Origin of the sequence: Sediminivirga luteola (assembly GCF_014639315.1) — a bacterium.
GTDB classification, from domain to species: Bacteria; Actinomycetota; Actinomycetes; order Actinomycetales; family Brevibacteriaceae; genus Sediminivirga; species Sediminivirga luteola.
Window position 1 is genome coordinate 157,991 of the sequence record NZ_BMFY01000006.1, and the last position, 20,885, is coordinate 178,875.

Annotated in this window: 16 protein-coding genes and 1 pseudogene; 5 read left to right on the forward strand and 12 right to left on the reverse strand. The window is 71.1% G+C overall.

Annotated elements, in window-relative coordinates; genetic code table 11:
• On the forward strand, positions 1 to 1,698 hold the full coding sequence (locus IEW13_RS08415; RefSeq protein WP_188550499.1) for a formate--tetrahydrofolate ligase: 1,698 nt from the start codon (positions 1 to 3) through the stop codon (positions 1,696 to 1,698).
• A 287-nt stretch (positions 1,699 to 1,985) separates the two neighbouring features.
• Here IEW13_RS08415 and IEW13_RS08420 read toward each other — a convergent pair whose 3' ends face one another.
• The 12 genes and pseudogenes from IEW13_RS08420 to IEW13_RS08470 all read right to left on the reverse strand — a co-directional run bounded on the left by IEW13_RS08420 (position 1,986) and on the right by IEW13_RS08470 (position 16,738).
• On the reverse strand, positions 1,986 to 2,831 hold the full coding sequence (locus tag IEW13_RS08420) for a MetQ/NlpA family ABC transporter substrate-binding protein (protein ID WP_188550500.1): 846 nt from the start codon (positions 2,829 to 2,831) through the stop codon (positions 1,986 to 1,988).
• A 91-nt stretch (positions 2,832 to 2,922) separates the two neighbouring features.
• On the reverse strand, positions 2,923 to 3,606 hold the full coding sequence (locus IEW13_RS08425; protein ID WP_188550501.1) for a methionine ABC transporter permease: 684 nt from the start codon (positions 3,604 to 3,606) through the stop codon (positions 2,923 to 2,925).
• Positions 3,603 to 4,670, reverse strand: a complete 1,068-nt coding sequence (locus tag IEW13_RS08430; RefSeq protein ID WP_188550502.1) for a methionine ABC transporter ATP-binding protein — start codon at positions 4,668 to 4,670, stop codon at positions 3,603 to 3,605. The genes IEW13_RS08425 and IEW13_RS08430 overlap by 4 nt, the downstream gene beginning before the upstream one ends.
• A gap of 226 nt (positions 4,671 to 4,896) precedes the next feature.
• The gene (locus IEW13_RS08435) at positions 4,897 to 6,804 is read right to left on the reverse strand and encodes an ABC transporter ATP-binding protein (RefSeq protein WP_229745018.1); all 1,908 of its coding nucleotides are present in this window, start codon (positions 6,802 to 6,804) and stop codon (positions 4,897 to 4,899) included.
• Positions 6,801 to 8,570 (reverse strand): ABC transporter ATP-binding protein, encoded by a 1,770-nt coding sequence (locus IEW13_RS08440; protein WP_188550503.1) that lies wholly within the window; start codon positions 8,568 to 8,570, stop codon positions 6,801 to 6,803. The genes IEW13_RS08435 and IEW13_RS08440 overlap by 4 nt, the downstream gene beginning before the upstream one ends.
• A gap of 45 nt (positions 8,571 to 8,615) precedes the next feature.
• Entirely contained in the window at positions 8,616 to 9,866 is a 1,251-nt protein-coding gene (locus IEW13_RS08445; protein WP_188550504.1) for a DUF6716 putative glycosyltransferase, read from the reverse strand.
• Between the two features lie 130 nt (positions 9,867 to 9,996).
• Entirely contained in the window at positions 9,997 to 11,013 is a 1,017-nt protein-coding gene (locus tag IEW13_RS08450; RefSeq protein ID WP_188550505.1) for a hypothetical protein, read from the reverse strand.
• Positions 11,010 to 12,407, reverse strand: a complete 1,398-nt coding sequence (locus tag IEW13_RS08455; protein WP_188550506.1) for a polysialyltransferase family glycosyltransferase — start codon at positions 12,405 to 12,407, stop codon at positions 11,010 to 11,012. Before IEW13_RS08455 ends, IEW13_RS08450 begins: the two co-directional genes overlap by 4 nt.
• Complete coding sequence (locus IEW13_RS08460) at positions 12,404 to 13,411, reverse strand: glycosyltransferase family 2 protein (RefSeq protein WP_188550507.1); 1,008 nt, start codon at positions 13,409 to 13,411, stop codon at positions 12,404 to 12,406. The genes IEW13_RS08455 and IEW13_RS08460 overlap by 4 nt, the downstream gene beginning before the upstream one ends.
• 11 nt (positions 13,412 to 13,422) lie before the next feature.
• Positions 13,423 to 14,304: an N-acetylneuraminate synthase family protein gene (locus IEW13_RS17400; RefSeq protein ID WP_229745032.1), complete on the reverse strand. Its 882-nt coding sequence runs from the start codon at positions 14,302 to 14,304 to the stop codon at positions 13,423 to 13,425.
• Positions 14,305 to 14,604: 300 nt separating this feature from the next.
• Positions 14,605 to 15,072, reverse strand: a pseudogene (locus tag IEW13_RS17405) (acylneuraminate cytidylyltransferase family protein); the annotation flags it as partial.
• Between the two features lie 73 nt (positions 15,073 to 15,145).
• Positions 15,146 to 16,738: a dolichyl-phosphate-mannose--protein mannosyltransferase gene (locus IEW13_RS08470; protein WP_188550509.1), complete on the reverse strand. Its 1,593-nt coding sequence runs from the start codon at positions 16,736 to 16,738 to the stop codon at positions 15,146 to 15,148.
• A gap of 97 nt (positions 16,739 to 16,835) precedes the next feature.
• Here IEW13_RS08470 and IEW13_RS08475 point away from each other — a divergent pair, with 97 nt between their 5' ends.
• From IEW13_RS08475 to IEW13_RS08490, 4 genes are read left to right on the forward strand one after another with little or no spacing between them, the layout of a single operon-like run.
• Positions 16,836 to 17,372, forward strand: coding sequence for a DUF4190 domain-containing protein (locus IEW13_RS08475; protein WP_188550510.1), 537 nt, complete (start codon positions 16,836 to 16,838; stop codon positions 17,370 to 17,372).
• A 5-nt stretch (positions 17,373 to 17,377) separates the two neighbouring features.
• Positions 17,378 to 18,286 (forward strand): 16S rRNA (cytidine(1402)-2'-O)-methyltransferase, encoded by a 909-nt coding sequence (gene rsmI, locus IEW13_RS08480; RefSeq protein ID WP_188550511.1) that lies wholly within the window; start codon positions 17,378 to 17,380, stop codon positions 18,284 to 18,286.
• A gap of 40 nt (positions 18,287 to 18,326) precedes the next feature.
• Positions 18,327 to 19,853 (forward strand): methionine--tRNA ligase, encoded by a 1,527-nt coding sequence (gene metG, locus IEW13_RS08485; protein ID WP_188550512.1) that lies wholly within the window; start codon positions 18,327 to 18,329, stop codon positions 19,851 to 19,853.
• Positions 19,850 to 20,761 (forward strand): TatD family hydrolase, encoded by a 912-nt coding sequence (locus IEW13_RS08490; protein WP_188550513.1) that lies wholly within the window; start codon positions 19,850 to 19,852, stop codon positions 20,759 to 20,761. Before metG ends, IEW13_RS08490 begins: the two co-directional genes overlap by 4 nt.
• Positions 20,762 to 20,885: the final 124 nt, after the last annotated feature.

Here is a 20,885-nt window from a genome sequence, read left to right on the forward strand (position 1 = left end):
ATGACCAGCAAAGGCGCGCAGCAGTCATCGTCGTCTCTGTCCGTCGACCAGCGGATCGCCGCAGCCGTCACCCCGGCGCCGATCACCGACATCGGCGCACGGCTGGGCCTGGAGCCGCAGGATCTGATCCCCTACGGCCACGACAAGGCCAAGGTCGCATACCCGGCACTGGCCGCGGCGCGCAAGCGCTTCGACGCGGGCGACCGAGGGCGGCTCGTGCTGGTGACCGCCATGAGCCCCACTCCCGCCGGCGAGGGCAAGACCACCACGACCGTCGGGCTGGCCGATGCCTTCGCTGGCCTCTCCCGGAACCGGGACTCCCGGATTCCCGGGGCCCGGGTGTCCATCGCGCTACGCGAGCCCAGCCTGGGACCGGTCTTCGGGATGAAGGGCGGGGCGGCCGGCGGCGGGCACGCGCAGGTGGTCCCAATGGAGGACATCAACCTGCACTTCACCGGCGACTTCTCCGCCATCGGCCTGGCCAACAATCTGCTGGCGGCGATGCTGGACAACTCCCTGCATCAGGGCAATCCGCTGCGCATCGATCCCCGGCGCATCCGCCTGTCCCGCGCCATCGACATGAACGACCGGGTGCTGCGCCAGACTGTCGCGGGCCTGGGCGGACCCGGTAACGGGCAGCCGCGGGAGGACGGCTGGCAGATCGTCGTCGCCAGCGAGGTGATGGCGATCTTCTGCCTGGCGACCTCGATTTCCGAACTGCGGGAGCGGCTGGGACGCATCGTCGTCGCGGAGGACTACGACCGCCGGCCGGTCACCGCCGCCGATCTGGGCGCGGCGGGTGCGATGACCGCTCTGCTGCGGGACGCGCTGCAGCCCAATCTGGTCCAGAGCCTGGAGCAGACCCCCGCCTTCGTCCACGGCGGGCCGTTCGCCAATATCGCCCACGGCTGCAACTCCGCGATCGCCACGACGACCGCCCTGGCACTGAGCGACCTCGTGGTCACCGAGGCCGGCTTCGGGGCGGATCTGGGGGCGGAGAAGTTCCTGGACATCAAGGCACGAGCGGCCGGCATCTGGCCCGACGCCGCCGTGCTGGTGGCGACGCTGCGGGCCATCCGTCATCACGGCGGCCTGGCGAACGTGCTGCGGCACGCGGAGAACCTGCGCGATGTCTTCGGGCTGGCCCCGGTGGTGTGCCTGAACCGGTTCCCGGACGACTCGGACGAGGAGATGCGCGCCGTCATCGCAGAACTTGGCGAGGCCGGGGTCGTCGCGGTGGAGGCCCGCCACTGGGCCGAAGGCGGCAGCGGGGCCACCACGCTCGCAGAGGCCGTCCTCGATGCGATGGACGGCTCCGCGCCGGCGCCCCGCCACGCCTACGACCTGGACCAGGGACTGGCGGAGAAGATCGAGGCCGTGGCGAGCCGGATCTACCGTGCCGGCCGGGTCGAGTTCTCCCCGGCGGCGCGCCGCGAGCTCGACAGGCTGGCCGAGGCGGGCCATGACGGCTTGCCGGTGTGCATGGCCAAGACACAGTACTCCTTCTCCGGTGACGCGGCGCTGCGCGGCGCGCCGGAAGGCCACGTGCTGGAAGTGCGTTCGGTCCGGCTGGCAGCCGGGGCCGGGTTCGTCGTGGTGCAGTGCGGCGACATCATGACGATGCCGGGCCTGCCGAAGGAACCGGCCGCGCTGAGCATCGACGTCGACGAGGAAGGGCGGATCACCGGACTGTTCTGACTGCGGCCGTAGTCCGGCGCGTGCCCGGGAGTTCCGGCGTGTCCCGGGGGGCATGGGAGCGGACGCCTCCGCCGACCCAGCGGGACGCGGTGAATATCGTTGTCCCGCCGGTACGTCGCCACTCCCCAGACCTGGGCAACGACGATACAAGCGCGCAGTGGCGACGTAAGCGCGATGCCGGTTCCTGAAGGGGGATAAGCGCGCGGAACCGCCACCTATAGATGCGGCGGCGCCGGCGAGGATGACCTCGCCGGCGCCGCCGGATCAGGAATCGCGAAGGGACGGACTCAGAACGCCGGGATGACGGCGCCGTCGGCCCAGGTCTCCTCGATGAACTGGCGGACCTCCTCGGAGTGCAGCAGCTCGTCGAGCGTCACGATCGCCTCGTTGGTCTCGTCGCCGGCCCGGACCGCCAGGAAGTTGGCGTAGGGGTTGTCCTCGCCGGATTCCACCAGCAGGCCGTCCTCGGTCGGGGACAGGCCCGCCTCGATGGCGTAGTTGCCATTGATGACGGAGGCGTCGACATCGTCCAGCGTGCGCGCCAGCGAGGCGGCGTCGGCCTCGATGAACTCCAGGTTCTTCGGGTTGTCCACCACATCGCCGACGGTGGCCGAGACGACGTCGACGGAGTCGTCGAGCGTGATCAGACCGGCTTCGGCCAGCAGGTCCAGTGCACGGCCCTGGTTGGAGGGATCGTTGTTGATGCCGATCTGGGCGCCGCCCGGCAGGTCGGCGACATCGTCGTACTCGTTGGAGTACAGCGCGAAGGGTTCGATGTGCACGCCGTCGAAGTGCGCCAGCTCGTAGCCCTGGCTCTCCGACTCAGACTCGAAGTAGGGCAGGTGCTGGAAGTAGTTCGCGTCCAGCTCGCCGTCCACCAGCGCGCGGTTCGGCAGCGCGTAGTCGTCGTAGCTGACGATCTCCAGGCTGAGTCCGGCCTCCTCGGCCAGGTTCTCGTTGACGAACTCCAGGATGGTTCCGTGCGGTACCGGGGAGACGCCAACGGTCAGCGTGGTGACTCCTTCCTCGCTCTCCTGCCCGACTTCGGCGTCGGAGCCGCCGCCCGCGCCGCAGCCGGCCAGGAACAGCGCCGAGGCGGCAGTAGCGGCGGAAAGGGTGATCAAGCGTCGCATTCTTACCTGCTTTCTTGTTTCTCTTGCTTGACGTAGTTGTCTTCGCAGCCACCGCGGCGGGACAGGCGTCGCTGCCGGCCGCGGGTGCTGCTCAGCGGTGGTCGATCTTCCGCACGACCGTGTCGCCGATCCACTGCACGAGCGCCACCAGGGCGACCAGCAGCACGATGCAGGCGACCATCGTGTCGCTCTGGTACCGGCGGTAGCCGTAGTCGATGGCCAGGGCGCCCAGGCCGCCGCCGCCGATGGTGCCGGCCATGGCGGTGTAGCTGATCAGCGTCACGACCGTGACGGTCAGAGCCCCGACGATACCGGGGAGGGCCTCCCGGATGAGTACGTGATACGTAATATGACCTTTTGAGGCGCCCATCATCTGCACCGCCTCGACCTTGCCGGAGTCCACCTCGCGCAGCGCGTTCTGCACCAGCCGCGCGAAGAACGGGATCGCGCCCACGGCGAGCGGCACGACGGTCGCCTGCCAGCCCAGGGCGCTGCCCACGACGAACCGGGTGAACGGGATCAGCGCGATCATCAGGATGATGAACGGGATCGAGCGGCCGAAATCCACGATCAGGCTGATGACGCGGTAGACCGGCGCCGCCGGGGTCAGGCCCTTGGGGCTGACGCTGTGCAGCAGCACGCCCAGGGGGAGGCCGAAGGCCGCCACCGCGAGCGTCGTGAAGACCATCATCAGGAGGGTCTCGGCGGTCGCGTCCCACAGCCGTCCGTGGAAGACGGGGTTGTCCAGGAACATCTCACCTGAGGCGAGGATCATCGGGCGCCCCCTTCCTGTCCGTCACGGCCGTCGTGCGCCTCGTTGTCCTCCTGGCGGGCGGCGTCCTCGCGCTGCACCGTCGCGGCGGTGGTCAGCTCGGCGTGCACGCCGGCCTCACGGAGCACGGCGGCCATCCGCTCGGCCTCGTCCCGGTCGCCGGGGGTGAAGTGCAGCCGGCCCACCTGGCGGCCCTGGATGGTCTCGATGGTGCCGGCGGCGACCTGCGCGCTGAAGCCGTGCCGGCCCAGCAGCGCGAACAGCTCGCCGACGTCGGCGAGCCCGCCCTCCGCCGCGACGAGCGCCTCGACGATGGTGGCATCGGCCTGCAGGTGCGCGGTCGGCGGCAGGGAGATGAGCTCCTTGGACAGCGGCGAACCGGTGTCCTGGATGACCTCCAGCAGCGGCCCCGAGCGCTCGATGCGTCCCTCGCTCAGCAGTGACACGGAGTCGCAGATCTCCCGGACGACGGACATCTCATGGGTGATGATCACGACCGTGATGCCCAGCCGGTCCCGCAGCGAGCGGATGAGCGAGAGGATCTGGCGGGTGGTCGCCGAGTCCAGCGCGGAGGTCGGCTCATCGCACAGCAGTACGCGCGGTTCGGCGGCCAGGGCACGGGCGATGCCGACGCGCTGCTTCTGGCCTCCGGAGAGCTGGGCGGGATAGTTCTTGCGCCGGTCGCTCAGGCCCACCAGCTCCAGGAGCTCGTCGACCCGGCGCTTCCGCTCGGCGGCCGGGACCCCGGCGACTTCCAGGGGATGAGCGATGTTCTTCTCGGCTGTGCGGGAATCGAGCAGGTTCACGTGCTGGAAGACCATGCCGATCTTCCGCCGCGCCTTCATCAGGGCGGCGCCGCGGGCGGTGCCCAGGTTCACGCCGTCGATGGTGATCTCACCGCTCGTGGCCGGGTCCAGGCCGGTCAGGCAGCGGATGAGGGTGGACTTCCCGGCGCCGGAGCGGCCCACGATGCCGTGGATCTCGCCGGCGCCGATGGACAGGTCCACCGAGTCGAGCGCGGTCACCCCGCCGGGGTACACCTTGCTCACCGCGCGCAGTTCGATCATGTGAAACTCCCAGTGGACGGATGAGGCGAGGAAAGCCGGCACGGCTGTTCGCGCGCGGCGCTGAGCGGGCACAGCCACATCAACTCTGGCAGGAAGAGGGGAGCGAAGTGAAAGCGAGACCGTCATTGTGACGTTTTATGACGCGCGAAGTGGCGAAGATCACGCCCGGAGGCTAGGCGTTCCCCGCCCCGGCCAGACGTGCCCGCCGTGCCGTCCCGGCGGGCGCTCAGACCAGGGTCTCCCGCCAGGCGGCGTCCAGGGAGGCGAACTCGCCGCCGGCGCCGACCAGCTCGGCGGGCGTCCCGTCCTCGACGATCCTGCCGCGTTTCATCACCAGCACGCGGTCGGCGATCGCGACGGTGGAGAGGCGATGGGCGATGATGAGCGCGGTCCGGCCCGCCAGGACCCGCTCCAGGGCTGCCTGGACGAGGCGCTCACCGGGGATGTCGAGGCTCGCGGTTGCCTCGTCGAGCACGATCACATCCGGATCGGCCAGGAACACCCGCGCGAAGGCCACCAGTTGCCGCTGACCGGAGGACAGGCGCCCGCCGCGGCGTTTCACATCGGTCTCATACCCCTGCGGAAGGGACTCGACGAAATCGTGCAGGCCGACCGCCTGAGCGGCGCGGACCACCTCGGCCATGCCGGCGTCCGGATTCCCGATCCGGATGTTGTCGGCCACCGAGCCGCTGAACAGGTAGCTCTCCTGCGTGACCATGACGATGCGGCGGCGCAGCACGCGGTCGGGCAGATCGCGCAGGTCCGTGCCGTCGAGCGTGATGCGGCCCTCTGCCGGGTCGTAGAACCGGCAGAGCAGCTTTGCCAGCGTGGACTTGCCCGCGCCCGTGGCGCCGACCATCGCGACCGTCTGCCCGGCTGGCACATGAAGGGAGAACGCGGGCAGGACCTCCGCGCCGGAGGCGGAGTACCGGAACGAGACGTCCTCGAACCGGACCTCGCCGCGAAGGCTCTCTCCGCGGGACTCACCGCGAGGGGAAGCCTCATCGCCTTCTCCCCGGCCAGCGGAGCCGGGCCGGTCTTCGGGGACGTTGCCCGTCTGGTCCTCAGGTGCGGCGTCCGCCTGGTCCCCGGTACCGCCGGCCGGGGAGACCGGCTCGGGGACGTCGGGCCGGGCGGAGAGCACTTCGGCGATCTTCTCCAGTGCCGCGGCGGCGGACTGATAGGCGTTGAAGGCCTGCACCAGTTCGTCCAGCGGCGCGTAGAAGCGGCGCAGTGACAGCAGGAACGCCGCGAGCACGCCGACCTCGGTGTCACCCCCGATCACCAGCCAGCCGCCGAGCAGCACGATGACCGCCAGGGAGAGGTTGCCGATCAGCCGGGTGCCGCCGGTGTACCAGGCCATGCCCTGCAGCGCCTCGGTGTTCGCCTGGCAGTAGGCCGCGTCCTCCTCGTCCAGCCGTTCCAGTCCGCGCTGTTCGCGGCGGAACGCCTGGACCGCGCGGATGCCGCCCATCGTCTCCACCACGTGCACGATCACCCGAGCGATCGTCGTCCGCGTCGCGCGGTAGGCTGCCCGCTGACGGCGGTTCGCCCAGATGGTCAGGAAGGTGAGCGGCACGAAGCCGGCGAACACCACCAGCGCCAGCAACGGATCGAGCCATACCAGCATGACCGCGATGGCCACCATCGTCACCAGCGCCATCACGGACTGGATGAGCGCTCCGGCCATGAACTGCTGCACGGATTCCATGTCCGAGGCCTGGCGGGAGACCAGCCGGCCGGAGGTGGACCGCTCGTGGTAGCCGATGCTCAGCCGTTGCACGTGCCGGAACAACCGCGTGCGCAGGGCGAACATCATCCGCTGGACCAGCGCGGCGTTGAGCCGGATCCCCAGGAACGTCCCCAGCGAGACCAGCACGGCCACCGCCAGGAAGCCCGCGGTGGCGCCGACGAGCGGCCCCGGATCGCCGTCGGCGGCGCGCGGCAGCCCGGTGTCCAGGGCCATCGCCACGAAGAGCGGGATGCCCGCCGCCAGGACGGAGGTGGAGACGGTGACGGCGGCGACGAGCGCCAGGCGTGCGCGGTGCGGGCGGATCAGGTCCCCCAGCAGGCGGCGCGCCGGCTGGCTCAGCTGTGCGGGAGCGCCCTCGGGCGGCGCGGTGCCCATCCTCATGGCGTGCTCCCGGCGCTGACGGCGTCGTCGCCCTGGCGGAGTTCACGCGCGCCCATCAGGCTGCGGTACGCCGGGCTGCGGCGCAGCAGCTCGGCATGGGGCGCGCAGTCCACGATGCGGCCGCCCTCCAGGACGGCGACCCGATCGGCCAGTGCGGCGGTGGAGGGCCGGTGCGCGATCACCAGCGCGGTGGACTGCCGGAGGCGTTCCCGCAGGCGTTCCTGGACCCGTTCCTCGGTGGTGACGTCCACCGCCGAGAGCGGGTCGTCCAGCACCAGGACCCTCGGCCGGCCCAGGATCGCGCGGGCCAGGGAGAGCCGCTGCCGCTGCCCGCCGGACAGGGACAGGCCCTGCTCGCCGATGAGGGTGTCGAGTCCTTCGGGCAGCTCGCGCACGAAGGCGGCGGCCTGGGCGATCTCCAGGGCCGCCCAGACCTCATCGTCGCCGGCTTCCGGGGAGCCCAGAGCGACGTTCTCCCGCACCGAGGCGGAGAACAGGATGGGTTCGTCGAAGGCGACGGCGACGTGCCGGCGCAGGGTCTCCAGCGGCAGGTCGCGGACGTCGGTGCCGTCCAGCAGGACGGCACCGGCCGTGACATCGTGCAGACGCGGCAGCAGCGCGGCCACCGCGGTCTTCCCCGTGCCGGTCGCGCCGACCAGCGCCGTGGTGGTGCCGGGTTCGAGGACGAGGCTGAATCCGGCGAGGGTGTCCGCCGCCGCATCGGGGAAGCGGAAGCGGACGTCGCGGAACTCCACGCGTGCCGGGGCATCGGTCGCCGGCAGGGAGGAGGGGGAGGCGGGGTCGGTGATGTCGATGGGAGTGTCCACCACCTCCCAGTGGCGGATCGCCGCGGTGGCGGAGCGGTAGGCGTCCGAGAGCAGGAAGCCCAGCATCTCGATGGGCATCCGCAGGAACATCATGACGGTGATCGCGGCGACCAGGGCGCCGGGCGTCATCGTGCCGTGCACGATCTGCCAGGTCCCGTAGCCGAGGCTGACGCCGATCGCGAGGAACGGCAGCAGGATCAGCGCGATGTTCAGCCAGGCGTCGAGCCGGGCGCGTTCCAGTTCGGTGGACCAGAGCCGGCGCGCCTGAGCCGCATAGCGAGCGGTGATGGTCTCCCCGCGGCCGAAGGCCTTGATGATCCGGATGCCCTGCACGGACTCCTCGACCAGAGTGGTCAGTTCCCCGTTCTGATCCTGCACGGCGCGCGAGATCAGCTGGAACCGGCGCTGTAGCCAGGTGCAGATGACGACGGTCGGCACGGCGCACAGCAGGGTGATAAGCGCGATGACCGGGGAGTACACCGCGAGGATGATCAGGCCGACCACGATGTTCAGCGGTGTCACCAGGAGGAACGGCGCGCCGAAGGAGACGAACCGGCGCAGCTGTGAGAGGTCCTGGACGGCGCGGGAGAGCAGCTGGCCGGACTCCCAGGAATCATGCCGGGCGACCGCCATCCGCTGCAGATGCGCGTAGAGCCGCCGCCGCCAGGCGATCTCCAGCCGGGAGGACACCGGCGCGGCGAGCATGCGCCGGGTCAGGAGCGCCGCGGCCTCCAGCAGTCCGATCGCGGTCACCGCCGCCACCGGCAGCCACAGGCCGGCGTAGTCACCGTGGGCGATGGGACCGTCGATGGCCCAGCCGACGAAGACGGGAATGATGAGGGAGATGACCGTCGCGACCGCTGTCAGGACGAGGACGGCGGTGTAGGCGCCCCGGTACGGACGCAGATCGGGCAGGAGTCTCAGCAGGGGGCGCAGCATACGCGTCTCATGCTACTCCCGGGCGCGGACACCGCCGGTGGCGGCTCAGCGTGCGCGCAGCCGCCGGACGGTGCCGGCCACCGCCTGATACGTGCGCACCACGGGTTTCGGCGCGCGCAGGCGTGCCTCGGCGCGGAGCATCCGGAAGCGGGAGGCCCGCAGCCGCGAGCCGAGCGGTGCCAGCCTGCCGGCACGGGAGTCGGCGGCCAGCCGTTCCAGTTCGGCGAACAACGGCTCGGGCTGCTGATGGAAGTAGTTGTCCTCCAGCCAGCGGGTGTGCGGGAACGGGATCCGGCCGGCGGCGAGCTCGGCCAGGCTCAGTTCCATGCCCGAGCCGCGGAAGGCCAGCGTCAGCAGTTCCTCGTTCATCCCGAACTCGCTGATGATCCCGGTCGGCAGCCCGGCGTCGATGGACTCCAGGGCGGCCGTGGAGGAGACGGTGACGAGGGCGGCGTCGGCGGTCAGGTAGTCCGAGAGGGGACCGGCGGCGACCTCGAGCCGGCCGGCGGGGATCTCGCCGCGGCGTTCGAGCTCGGCCAGCAGCACCGGATAGGCGTATTCCTCATGGTGGGTCTGCTGCTCACCGGCCAGCGCCCGCACCTTGACGATCACGCGGTGCCCGGGGAAGGCCGCAGCGTACCCGGCCAGGGCCTTCAGGATGGCTTCGCGCTGGGCGCGCTCGGCCGGCACTTTCGCCTGCGGAGCGAAGACGAGGCAGCGCCGCTCCTCGTCCTGGCTGCGACGGCGCGGCGGCTCAGTGGAGCGCAGCAGGGGAAGGCGGTTGACCAGGATCCGGGTGGGCAGGTCCAGTTGCCGGCAGATTTCCTGATAGGCGGCCTGCTCGGCGTAGGAGTGCGCGATGAAGGCGTCGCCGAGGGCGCGGAACCGCATGCCCTTCTCCCGGGCGGGCAGGCCCACGCCGGGCAACCCGGAGATCAGGGCCGGACGGCGCGGCAGCGTCGCCGCCGCGGCGAAGACGCGCTCTACCACGGGCCCGGTGGCGGCGCCCACCACCACATCGGGACCGCCGTCGCCGAGGGCCCGGAGCGCCGCGGGGAACTCGGCGAAGGACAGCAGGCGGACGTCGCCGGGGCCGAAGGCTGAACCGGCCAGCGCGGCCTCGATCTGAGCGGCGGAGGGGAGGATCGGATTGTGCAGCAGCCACAGCTGGCCCCGCTGCAGGCCGTGCGCGGAGGCGGGACCTTCGGTGCCGCTGCCGGAGAGGAGCCGGGCCGCCCATTTGAGATACGACTCGCTGTCGGAGACCGAGACGATCGTCGGGGGCGGAGTGAGCATGGGGCGATTCTAATCTGCTTCAGACGGCCCGGTCAGATTCAGTGACCTGCGCCACAGGGGCGCGCGGCGATGCGCCGTGGCGCGCCGCCCCGCGGCGAACTGGATGCGCCGTGCGACGGACCCCGGACCCTCAGGCGCGCAGGCCGCCGTTGTTCTCCGTGAACGAGTTCAGGTAGCTGCGCTCGGCAGCGGGGACCTGGGGCAGCCACCAGGAGTCCGGGATGGGGCGGGGGTGGAGGGTCACGCCAGCGGCCCGCAGCAGCAGGCCCAGGGACTGCAGCGCCGATGTCGGCAGGCAGTAGACGTGCTGGCCGCTGCTCAGGCCCCGCAGCCTCAGCTCCACTGGCAGGCCGGTCTCCTCGACGGTGATGGCCGGGTGCGCGCGGAGCTCGTCCAGCAGGCCGGTGTGGGTGCGGCGGTGCGGGAAGTAGCGGGTGGGGGCGATCTTCGCGATCGACAGCACCCATTCCCGGTAGCGGTCCGCCGGGATGAGCCGGTCGGCGACCATGGCCGAGCCGATCACGATGTTCGGCTCCGGGAACTCCTCCGTGACCGGCAGCGACGCCAGCCACGGGAAGGCATGGGTGATGATCCGGGCCCCCGCTTCCTCAAGCGCGCGGGCGTGCTCGGGGGCCAGCGTCATCGCGGTGAAGAGGCTCAGCCGGCCGCGCCCGGCCGCGCGCAGGAGCTGCTGGCGTGCGCGTGCCCCCAGGAGCTGCCGTCCCAGGTGGAACGCCGCGCTGTCCCGGACGAGTGGCTGCCAGCCAGGCTCGGCGAGCCGGCGCACCGCGGCCCGGGTGATGAGGCCGTCGTCGAGGAGCACGAGGCGGGTGTCGCCGGTGCCGGCGAGCATATCCCGCTGGATCTGCCCGGAGAACACGTCGCCGATGCCGAAAGCCGCGATGCGCCGGTCTCGCAGGGGATGCCTGCCCGGCTCCGGCCGGTCGATGCTGAAGCCCTCGGGGAGGGGGACCCCCTCGAACGCGGTGAGGAACTCGGCCATGCCGGCGCCGACGAGCCGCGGCCACGCGCGGGTGCGGGCGCCCAGCTGCCCGGCGGCGTGCGCTTCGATGGCGCTGAGCAGTTGCAGCGGCGACTCCACCCAGGCGACCGCCTCGCCCTGGCCGGAGCCGGGCGGGGTGGTCACCGGCGGGCTCCGGCCTGGAGCGCCTCGGCCAGGCGGGCGGCGGAGAAACGTCCGAGGCGGGCGGCCACCCGCACCGCATCGGGGACGCGTCTGCCTCCCTGCGGCACCGGGAGACCGACCTTCGCCAGCCGTCTGCGCTTGAAGTAGCGCGCCAGCAGCTCCGGGGTCGCGGTGGCGACGGTGGTCCGCACGCGCGGTTCCAGATCCGCCAGATGCCCGGCCTGCATGCAGTACGCGATGGCGTCGACGAGGTCCTGCAGCGGCGGTCCCGCCGGCTTGTCGTCGACGGACCAGAGCCGGTCGACGATGCTCAGCGGCACCCGGTTGGAGTTGCCGTACGGCGCCAGAGCCTGCAGCATCCGGCCCGTCCCGACCGCCACGGCCGGCGTGCCGAACATGGTGGCCCCGGTGGCCAGCGCAGTGGAGAAGCAGGAGAGCAGCAGCTCCGGTTTCAGCGCGGCGATCGCGATCTCGGCGATGGCGGGGGAGTCCAGCACCAGGAAATCCACGCCGGCGGCGCCGGCCGCCTCGCGCAGCGGCGCCAGCATGCCCGGGGGCGCGGCAGGATGCGGTTTGAACACCACCCGCTCCATCCCGCGCTCGGCGGCGACGGCGATCATCCGCTCGTGCAGCGCGGTCTCCTCATCGGGCCCGATCAGTTCGAGGGAGCTGAGGTACTGGCCCAGGATCAGAGCCGTCCGGGGCTGGGCGGGAGGGATCCGGAAGTCATGCGCCCCGGCGAGCTCGTCGACCACCGCACGCACCGCGTCGAGCGGGATGGGCCGGTATTCCGGGGCGGCCTCGTGCAGCAGGCGCGGGGTCAGCCCGGGCACCAGCGGCGCATAGTCCACCGAGGCGATTCGCTGCTGCATGCTCAAGGGCAGCCGGCTGCGGGTGGGCCCGTAGCTCATCAGGCCGTCGGCGTAGACGCGCAGGGAGGCGGTGTCGAAGATCCGGGCCAGGGCGATGGCGGGGTTGACCTGCGGGGACTCGAGGATGAGTTCCAGCTCGGCCTCGCCCAGGTCCCATTCCCGGCGCAGCAGGCGCTGCATCATCGGCAGCAGGCCGTTCTGCGGGGAGAACGTGTGCGGGTGCAGCGGGTCGATCGCCTCGTTGAGGTCGATCACCCGGTCGAAACGACGCAGCAGCGGCGCGATGCCCTCAGCCTGCTGCAACGGGGTGGCGAGTTCCAGTACCACGGCGCTGCTGCAGCTGAGCAGGATGCGCTCATCGGTCTCCTGCGGATCGCCGTAGAGGCCGGCGTCGATCGCCGCGGCCAGGAACGCGGCCTCCAGATAGCTGGAAGCCAGGAAGAGCTGCTTCCTGCCCGTGCCTCCGGTGCCTGCGGTGCTTCCGGTGCCTGCGGTGCTTTCCTGGGCTCGCGTGACGCTCACGCCAGTGCCTCCTTCAGGTAGCGGGGCGCGCCGCGCAGCCCCTCCAGGGCCGGCATGAGCAGCAGCTGGCGGCGCGGGTCCAGCAGGCCGAACTGGGCCCGGAGGATCTCCTGGGGCACGGCGGCCGTGGTGGCCCGTGCCCGCTCCAGCAGGGTGCGCCGCAGTCCCGGGACCATCTGCTTGGAGCGTTCGAGCTGGTGAGCGAGGATCGCCAGCCAGTTGCGGGTCGCTTTGGGCAGGAACAGCGCGGCGTCCCGGTCGGCGTGCACCAACCGGAAGACCTCGGCGAAGGCGTCGATGAACCACAGCTGGCGCTCGTCGACGATCTGCGTCAGTGATCCGGCGACCTGGCGGCGGTAGCAGATGCCGGGGGCGTCGACCACCGCGAAGGATTCCGCGTTCAGGTGCAGGTTCCAGATCCACGGGCGGTCCTCCGCGGTCATGTACCCCTCGGGGAAGCGCAGCAGGCCGGAGCCGTCCAGCAGCCGGCGGTGGAACGCGCCGGCCCAGGCGAACGGGTAGTCCACCATGGTGCTCTGATCGGTGGGGAGCACACCCTTGCGCGGGTCGAGCGCCCGGCCGCGGACCGCCATCGGCGCCTTGGTCAGATCACGTCGGTCCCCGGTCACCTGGATGTGGTCGGTGCGCACGAAGTCCACCCCGAGATCCCGTACCGCCCGGCTGACGACGGCCAGATGGCCGGGCCGCAGCCAGTCGTCGCCGTCGAGGAAGGCGATGACATCCGCGCTGGCGGCCGCCATGCCCTGGTTGCGCGCGCTGGCCAGACCCACCGGGCGCTCATTGCGCAGCACCGTGAACCGCGGGAAGCGGGCGGCCTGCTGCTCGAGCACCTCCTGGGTGCGGTCGCTGGACCCGTCGTCCACGAACACCACATCCATCCGGCCGGGCTCGTCGAACTGCTTCGCGAGCGTGGCGAACATGGTGCTCAGGTACGGGGACGCGTCCTTGGCAGGGATGACGACGGAGATCTCGGGGTGGCTCATCGGGAGTGTCTTCAGCCCACCTTGCGCAGCGAGGCCACCTTGGCCTCCTCGCCCGGCATGACGCGCTTGTTGCCGTCGCCCAGGGCTTCCTCCAGGATCCGGATGTCCCGCACCAGGCGGTGGAAGCCGTGCGGCTCCAGGGACGCGGCCTGATCGGAGCCCCACATGGTGCGGTCCAGGGTGATGTGACGTTCGACGGTCACCGCGCCCAGTGCGACGGCGGCCAGGGAGATCTGCAGGCCGGTCTCGTGGCCCGAGTAGCCCACCGGGACCTGGTAGCGGTCCTTGAGGGTCTGGATGGCGCGCAGGTTCGCCTCCTCGGGGGGCAGCGGGTAGGTGGAGGTGGAGTGCATCAGCACGAGGTTCTCGGTGCCGACGGTCTCCACGGCCTTGTCGATCTGCTCCAGGGTGGACATGCCGGTGGAGAGCAGGATCGGCTTCTTGGTCTCGGCGACTGCCTTCAGCAGCTCCAGATCGGTGACGCTGGCTGAGGCGATCTTGTGGACCGGCACGTCGAAGCGCTCCAGGAACCCGACGCTGGGCACGTCCCAGGGGGAGGCGAACCACTGCACGCCGGCCTCGGCGGCGTAGCGCGCGATCTCGGTGTACTCGGCCTCCTCGAACTCCACCCGGTACTTGTACTCCAGGTAGGTCATCTCGCCCCAGGGGGTCTGGCGCAGCTTGGACTTCTGGTGCTCCGGGGTGGAGATGTCCGGGGTGCGCTTCTGGAACTTGACTGCCTGCGCGCCGGCGCTCTTGGCCACGTCGATCAGCTTCTTGGCGTTCTCGACATCGCCGTTGTGGTTGATGCCGATCTCACCGATCACGTAGACCGGGTGGCCGTCGCCGACCTCGTGTTCGCCGATGCGGACTGCACTGGTGTCGTTCGTCATGATCTTCGCTTTCTTCTCTTGGGTGCTGGGCTCGGCAGCTGCGAGCAGCTGGGCGATCCTCAGGTCAACGGGTGAGTCGATCTCCACTGCGTCCTCGGGACGGACCTCCTCGACCGCGATCCGGCCGAAGAAGCGGTGCCCGGCTTCGACGAAGCCTTGCGTGCGCATGCAGTAGAACGCCCCGGTCTCCCGGAACTGGGGCTCTCGGTCCTGCCGGCGGGGACGATGATGGGCGTCGTGGCCGATGGCGACCGCGAATCCCTCCTCGTCCCTGCCCCACAGGAAGCCGTGGTCCTCTGCCGCGGAGAAGACGACATCGGCCTCCCCGGCGGCCACCCGGCCCACGGCCCGGTCCAGGGCCGCGGCGTCGATGAACGGCGAGGTGCACTGCAGGAACACGGTCACATCGCGGTGGGGGAGCTGCTCCAGGGCGTGCAGCAGGGCCGATTCGGAGGTGGCGGTGTCCCCGGCGATGGTGCCGGGACGGTCCACCACGACGGCGCCGTGACGCCGGGCCTCCGCGGCGATCTCCGGGTGGTCGGTGCTGACGGCGACTTCCGCGATCCGGGTGGTGGCCCGGGCGGCGCGGATGGTGCGGCCCAGCAGGCTCACGCCGCCGACCAGTTTCAGGTTCTTCAGCGGAACGCCCTTGGAGCCTCCCCGGGCCGGGATGACCGCGAGGGCGGCTTGTGTTTCTGGCATGGGCTCCAGACTAACCCGGACGCCTGAGAAGTCGGTAAACGTCAGGTGTCGTGTCGGCGTCCACATGGCCGCCGGCGTGACGGGCTCTGCGGCCGGCGTTCGCGTTGCGAGAGGCTCTGCGGTCGCAGGCCGGCGCCGGTCAGATCCAGGACGGCAGCCACATCCGCGCCCGCCAGGAGTCCATCGGGATCCACTCCGCGACGTGCAGCGGCCAGAACCAGAAGAACACGGCGACCGCGACCGCCAGGAAGGCGCCCACCGCCAGCCGCCGGGCGGCGAGACCTGCGGGCAGCGCCCGGCCCGGCGGGGCATCGGCGGGAGCCCGCCCCCACAGCAGGCCGAGGGCGTAGACCACAGCAAGGACCACGAAGGGGAGCATCACGATCGTGTAGAAGGTGAAGATGGTGCGGTCGGCGTAGCTGAACCAGGGGAGCCAGGTGGCCGCCAGCCCGGCCAGGATGGCTCCGGCGCGCCAGTCGCGGTGGGCGATCCACGCCACCAGGCACAGCAGGACCGCCGCCGCGCCGGCCCACCAGATGACGGGGTTGCCCACCGAGGTGATCGCCGCGGCGCAGGTGTCGGCGGCGCACTGCGCGCCCTCGTCGTCGCGGCGGAAGTAGAACGAGGTGGGCCGCCACTGCACGATCCAGCCCCAGGGGTGGGACATGTACGGGTGCTCGCTCTCCACGCCGACGTGGAAGCGGTAGGCCTGCCAGTGGTGATACGCCAGGGACACCAGCCAGTCCGGCAGCACGTCCCACCAGCCGGAGTGCTCGGCGGCCCACTGCCGGTTGTAGGCGCCGCGGCTGCTGATCCACCCGGCCCAGGTGGACAGGTACACCACGAAGGCGATGGGCACCAGCGTGAAGAACGACGGCACGATGTCCCGGCGGACGGTGCTGCGCAGCGGCGTGCGGGCCCCGGCGCGCCGCCGCATGCCGAGCGTCCAGAGCACGGCGGCGAGGCCGAACGCCGCGAGCGGGTAGACGCCGGACCACTTGGTGCCCAGCGCCAGGCCGAAGCACACGCCCGCCACCAGCAGCCACGGCCGGAAACCCACTGGACCGTCCGGGCCGCCGGGTCTGGCGGCGAGCGCCGCGATCCGCGCGCCGGTGCGGTCCCGGTCGATCAGCACGGCGCCGAAACCGGCCAGGATCCAGAACATCAGGAAGATGTCCAGCAGGCTCGTGCGCGAGTGCACCAGATGCGAGCCGTCGACGGCCAGCAGCACCGCGGCGGCGGTGCCCAGGAACGTGGAGGAGAACAGGCGCCGGGCGATGAGGCCGATCATCAGGATCGAGACGGCGCCGACGAGCGCCGCGGTGAACCGCCAGCCGAAGGCGGAGTCGTGCCCGAACAGCTGCAGACCCAGCGCGATCAGCCACTTCCCTGCGGGCGGATGCACCACGAAGCCCGGATCCGTGCGCAGCATGCTGGCATCGCCCTGGTTGAAGGCGTCGTCCGAGCCTTCGGGCCACTGCCGTTCGTAGCCGGACTGCAGCAGGGAGTAGGCGTCCTTGACGTAATAGGTCTCGTCGAACACGAGGGTGCCCGGCTCGCCGAGCCGCCAGAACCGCATCACGCCGCCGGCGACGGCCACCGCCAGGGGGAGCAGCCAGCCGAGAATCCGCCGATGCGTCACGAGGGCTGAGGCCAGCCGCGCCGCCGGACCGGGGGAGGGCGCCGAGGCGGGGCTGGGCGTGCCGTGTTGCAGCTCCGAGACATGGGTCACGGGCCTTAGTCTACGAGCGGGTGAGGCGGTAACGTGGGCTTCCGACGAGGATCACGGTCGCAAGAGACGAGCAGACGAGCTTCAGGAGACGGCAGCCATGTCCACCAATCCCGAGTACGGAGACCAGCCAGGGTCGCAGCCGGCGCCGCAGGATCCCTACAGCTCCTACGGCGGCCAGAGCGCCTACGACGCCCAGGGCGGGCAGGGCGGATACGGCGGGCAGGACACCACCGCCTACGGCAGCGGCTACCCGGCTCAGCCGTCCTATGCCCAGACCAACTACGGGCAGGACTCCATGGCTTACGGGCAGGGCGCCCAGCCCGGCTACGGCCAGCCCGCCTATGACTACAACCAGGGCTACGCCGTGCAGCCGCGGACCAATACGATGGCGACCCTGTCGCTCATCATGTCGCTGGTGGGCCTGATCACCGGCATCACCGCGGTGCTCGGCATCATCTTCGGCCACATCGGGCGCAAGCAGATCCGCGAGACCGGTGAGGGCGGCGACGGCATGGCGCTGGCCGGCCTCATCGTCGGCTACGTCATCTGCGGCCTGTGGGTGCTGGGCATCCTGGCGTACATCGCGCTGGTGGTCTTCATGTTCGGCGCCGCGGGCATGGCGGGAGCGTTCTGACGCCGGTGCCCTCGGGTGCCCGGGAGGAGGGCGCGGCCGCCTCGGGGGAGGGTGGCCGGCTCATCCTCCTGGGCACGCCCATCGGCAACATCGCCGACGCCTCCCCGCGGCTGACGGCCACGCTGGCGTCCCTCGACGAGGACGATCTGATCGCCGCCGAGGACACCCGCGTGCTGCGGAAGCTGGCCACGGCGCTCGGGGTGGAGCTGCGGGCCCGGCTGCTCAGCGCTCACGAGCACAACGAGGCGTCCCGCGCCGGGGAGATCCTGCAGCGGCTCCGCGAGGGCCGCACCGTGGCCCTGGTGACCGACGCGGGCATGCCCGCGATCTCCGATCCCGGCTTCCGGATCGTCCAGCACTGCGCCGAAGCCGGCGTCCCGGTCATCGCCGTGCCCGGTCCTTCCGCGGTGCCCACCGCGCTCGCGCTGTCCGGCCTGCCGAGCGACCGGTTCTGCTTCGAGGGCTTCCCGCCGCGCAAGCCCGGCGAGCTGCGCGCCGCGCTCGACGCCCTGGCCCGGGAGCCGAGGACCCTGGTGTTCTTCGAGTCGCCGCACCGCATCGCCGCGACGCTGGCGGCGATGGCCCAGGCGTTCGGGTCCGGGCGCCGGGCCTCGGTCAGCCGCGAACTGACCAAGACCTGGGAGGAGACCCGCCGCGGCACGCTCGCCGATCTGGCCGCGCACGCGCAGACGGAAGGCTTCCGCGGCGAGCTGACCGTGGTCGTGGCCGGGGCGTCTGAGGAGACTCCCGAGGCCGGGGCCCGCGAGGCCGAGCACGCGAGCGAGGTGCTGCGCCTGGCGGGCATGGGACTGCGGCTCAAGGACGCTGCCGGCTATCTGGCCGAGCGGGAGGGCCTGAGCCGCCGCGAGCTGTACCAGGCGGCGCTGCGGGCCCGTGAGGGGTCCCCGGACTGAGCCGCCGGGTGCCGGGCCGGCGGGCTAAGCTAGTCGCATCATGAGCGCCTTCTACATCACGACCGCGATCGCCTACCCCAACGGCACCCCGCACATCGGTCACGCCTACGAGTACATCGCCGCCGACGCCTTCGCGCGGTTCAAGCGGCTGGACGGCTACGACGTCCGGTTCCTCACCGGCACCGACGAGCACGGCCTGAAGATGCAGCAGACCGCTCAGAAGGAGGGCATCACCCCGCGGGAACTGGCCGACCGGAACGCGGCCGGCTTCAAGCGGCTGCAGGACGCCCTGGGCAGCTCCTATGACCGGTTCATCCGCACCACCGATGCGGACCACTACGAGGCGAGCCAGGAGCTCTGGCGTCGCATGGCCGATGCCGGCGACATCTATCTGGGCTCCTATTCGGGTTGGTACTCGGTCCGCGACGAGGCGTACTTCGCCGAGGACGAGACCGAGGTGGACGCCGAGGGCGTCCGCCGGGCCGTCTCCACCGGCGCCGAGGTGACCTGGACCGAGGAGGAGTCGTATTTCTTCCGGCTCTCGGCCTACCAGGACCGGCTGCTGAAGCTCTACGAGGAGCATCCCGGGTTCATCGGCCCCGACGTCCGCCGCAATGAGATCGCCAGCTTCGTGGCTCAGGGGCTCAAGGACCTGTCCATCTCCCGGGCGACCTTCGACTGGGGCGTACCGGTCCCCGGCGACGAACGCCACGTCATGTACGTCTGGGTGGATGCGCTGACGAACTACCTCACCGGCATCGGGTTCCCGCACGATGAGGCCAGCGTAGCGAAGTACTGGCCCGCGGACGTGCACATCATCGGCAAGGACATCGCCCGCTTCCACGCCGTGTACTGGCCGGCGTTCCTGATGTCCGCGGGGCTGGACGTGCCCACCCGGGTCCACGCGCACGGCTTCCTGTTCAACAAGGGCGCCAAGATGTCCAAGTCGGTCGGCAATGTGGTGGACCCGTTCGAGCTCGTCGACGAGTACGGTCTCGACACCCTCCGGTTCTTCCTGCTGCGAGAGATCTCCTACGGCCAGGACGGCTCCTACTCGCACGAGGCGATCGTCACCCGCCGCAACGCGGACCTGGCCAATGAGTACGGCAACCTGGCGCAGCGTTCGCTGAGCATGGTGGCCAAGAACCTCGGCGGCATCGTCCCGGAGCCCGGCGCGTACACCGCCGAGGACGAGGAACTGCTGGCGCTGGCCGACGGTCTCGTCGACCGGATGCGCCCGGAGATGGACCGGCAGAACGTGCACCTGGCCCTGGAGGCCGCCTGGCAGGTGCTCAGCCGGACCAACCGGTACTTCTCCGCGCAGGAGCCCTGGGTGCTGCGCAAGACCGATCCGGCCAGGATGGGCACGGTGCTCTACGTGACCCTGGAGGTGCTGCGGATCGTCACGCTGCTGGTGCAGCCGGTCATCCCCGGCTCGGCCGCCGCGATCCTCGACCAGCTCGGTGTGCCCGGGGACGGCAGGGACTTCTCCGCCCTGCCCGAACGCCTCGCGGCCGGCACCCGGCTGCCGGCGCCGGCGCCCGTCTTCCCCAAGTACGAGGCATGAGCAGGGCCAAGGGGGAGCTGCCGCCGGTCCCGGAGCCGCTGCCGCATCCGGTGGCCGACACGCACACCCATCTCGACATCTCCACGGGGGCGCGGCTGCCGCTCGCCGAGAAGGACCTGCCACCGGAGTATGAGGCCGAGCAGGACGCCGATGCCCCCGCGCTGCCGGACGTGGACGAGTTCCGCTCCCGGGCCCTGGCCTCCGGGGTGACCCGCGCGGTGCAGATCGGCTGCGAGCTGCCCTCGGCTCGCTGGACCGCGCAGCTGGTGGCGGGTGATGACAGCGGCTGGCTCGTCGGCGGCGGTGCGCTGCACCCGAACGAGGCGCCCCGGCTGGCTGCGGCGGGACTGCTGGAGGACGCGCTGAGCGAGATCGACCGGCTCGTCGCCGGCCCGCGGATGCGCGTGGTGGGGGAGACCGGCCTGGACTACTTCCGCACCGGTGACGAGGGCCGGCCGGCCCAGGAGGAGTCGTTCCGGGCGCATATCGAGATCGCCAAGCGCCGCGGGCTCGCCCTGCAGATCCACGACCGGGAGGCCCACGCCGATGTGCTCCGCGTCCTGGACGACGCCGGGGCGCCCGACCGCGTCATCCTGCACTGCTTCTCCGGCGACGCGGCGTTCGCCGCCGAGTGCGCCGCGCGGGGGTTCTACATGAGCTTCGCCGGGAACATCACCTTCAAGAACGCCGAGCCGCTCCGGCAGGCGCTGCGCGAGGTGCCGGACGAACTGCTGCTGCTGGAGACCGATGCGCCGTTTCTGACCCCGGTGCCGTACCGCGGCGCTCCCGGCGGCTCGTATCTGACCGCGCTCACCGCACGGGCGGCGGCGGCGGTCCGGGGTGAGGAGCTGGAGGCGCTGTGCCGTAGGGCGTGGCACAACGCCGAGACCGCCATCGGCGGCTGGTGACGGCGTTTCCATTACAGTATTGCCGCATTGATAACGAAGCGGTTACACTGAAACGCGTTTGGACGTCCACGCCGTCATCCAGCCCCCGTGCACCGCAGACCAGCGGTGTCGGGACGCCGTACGG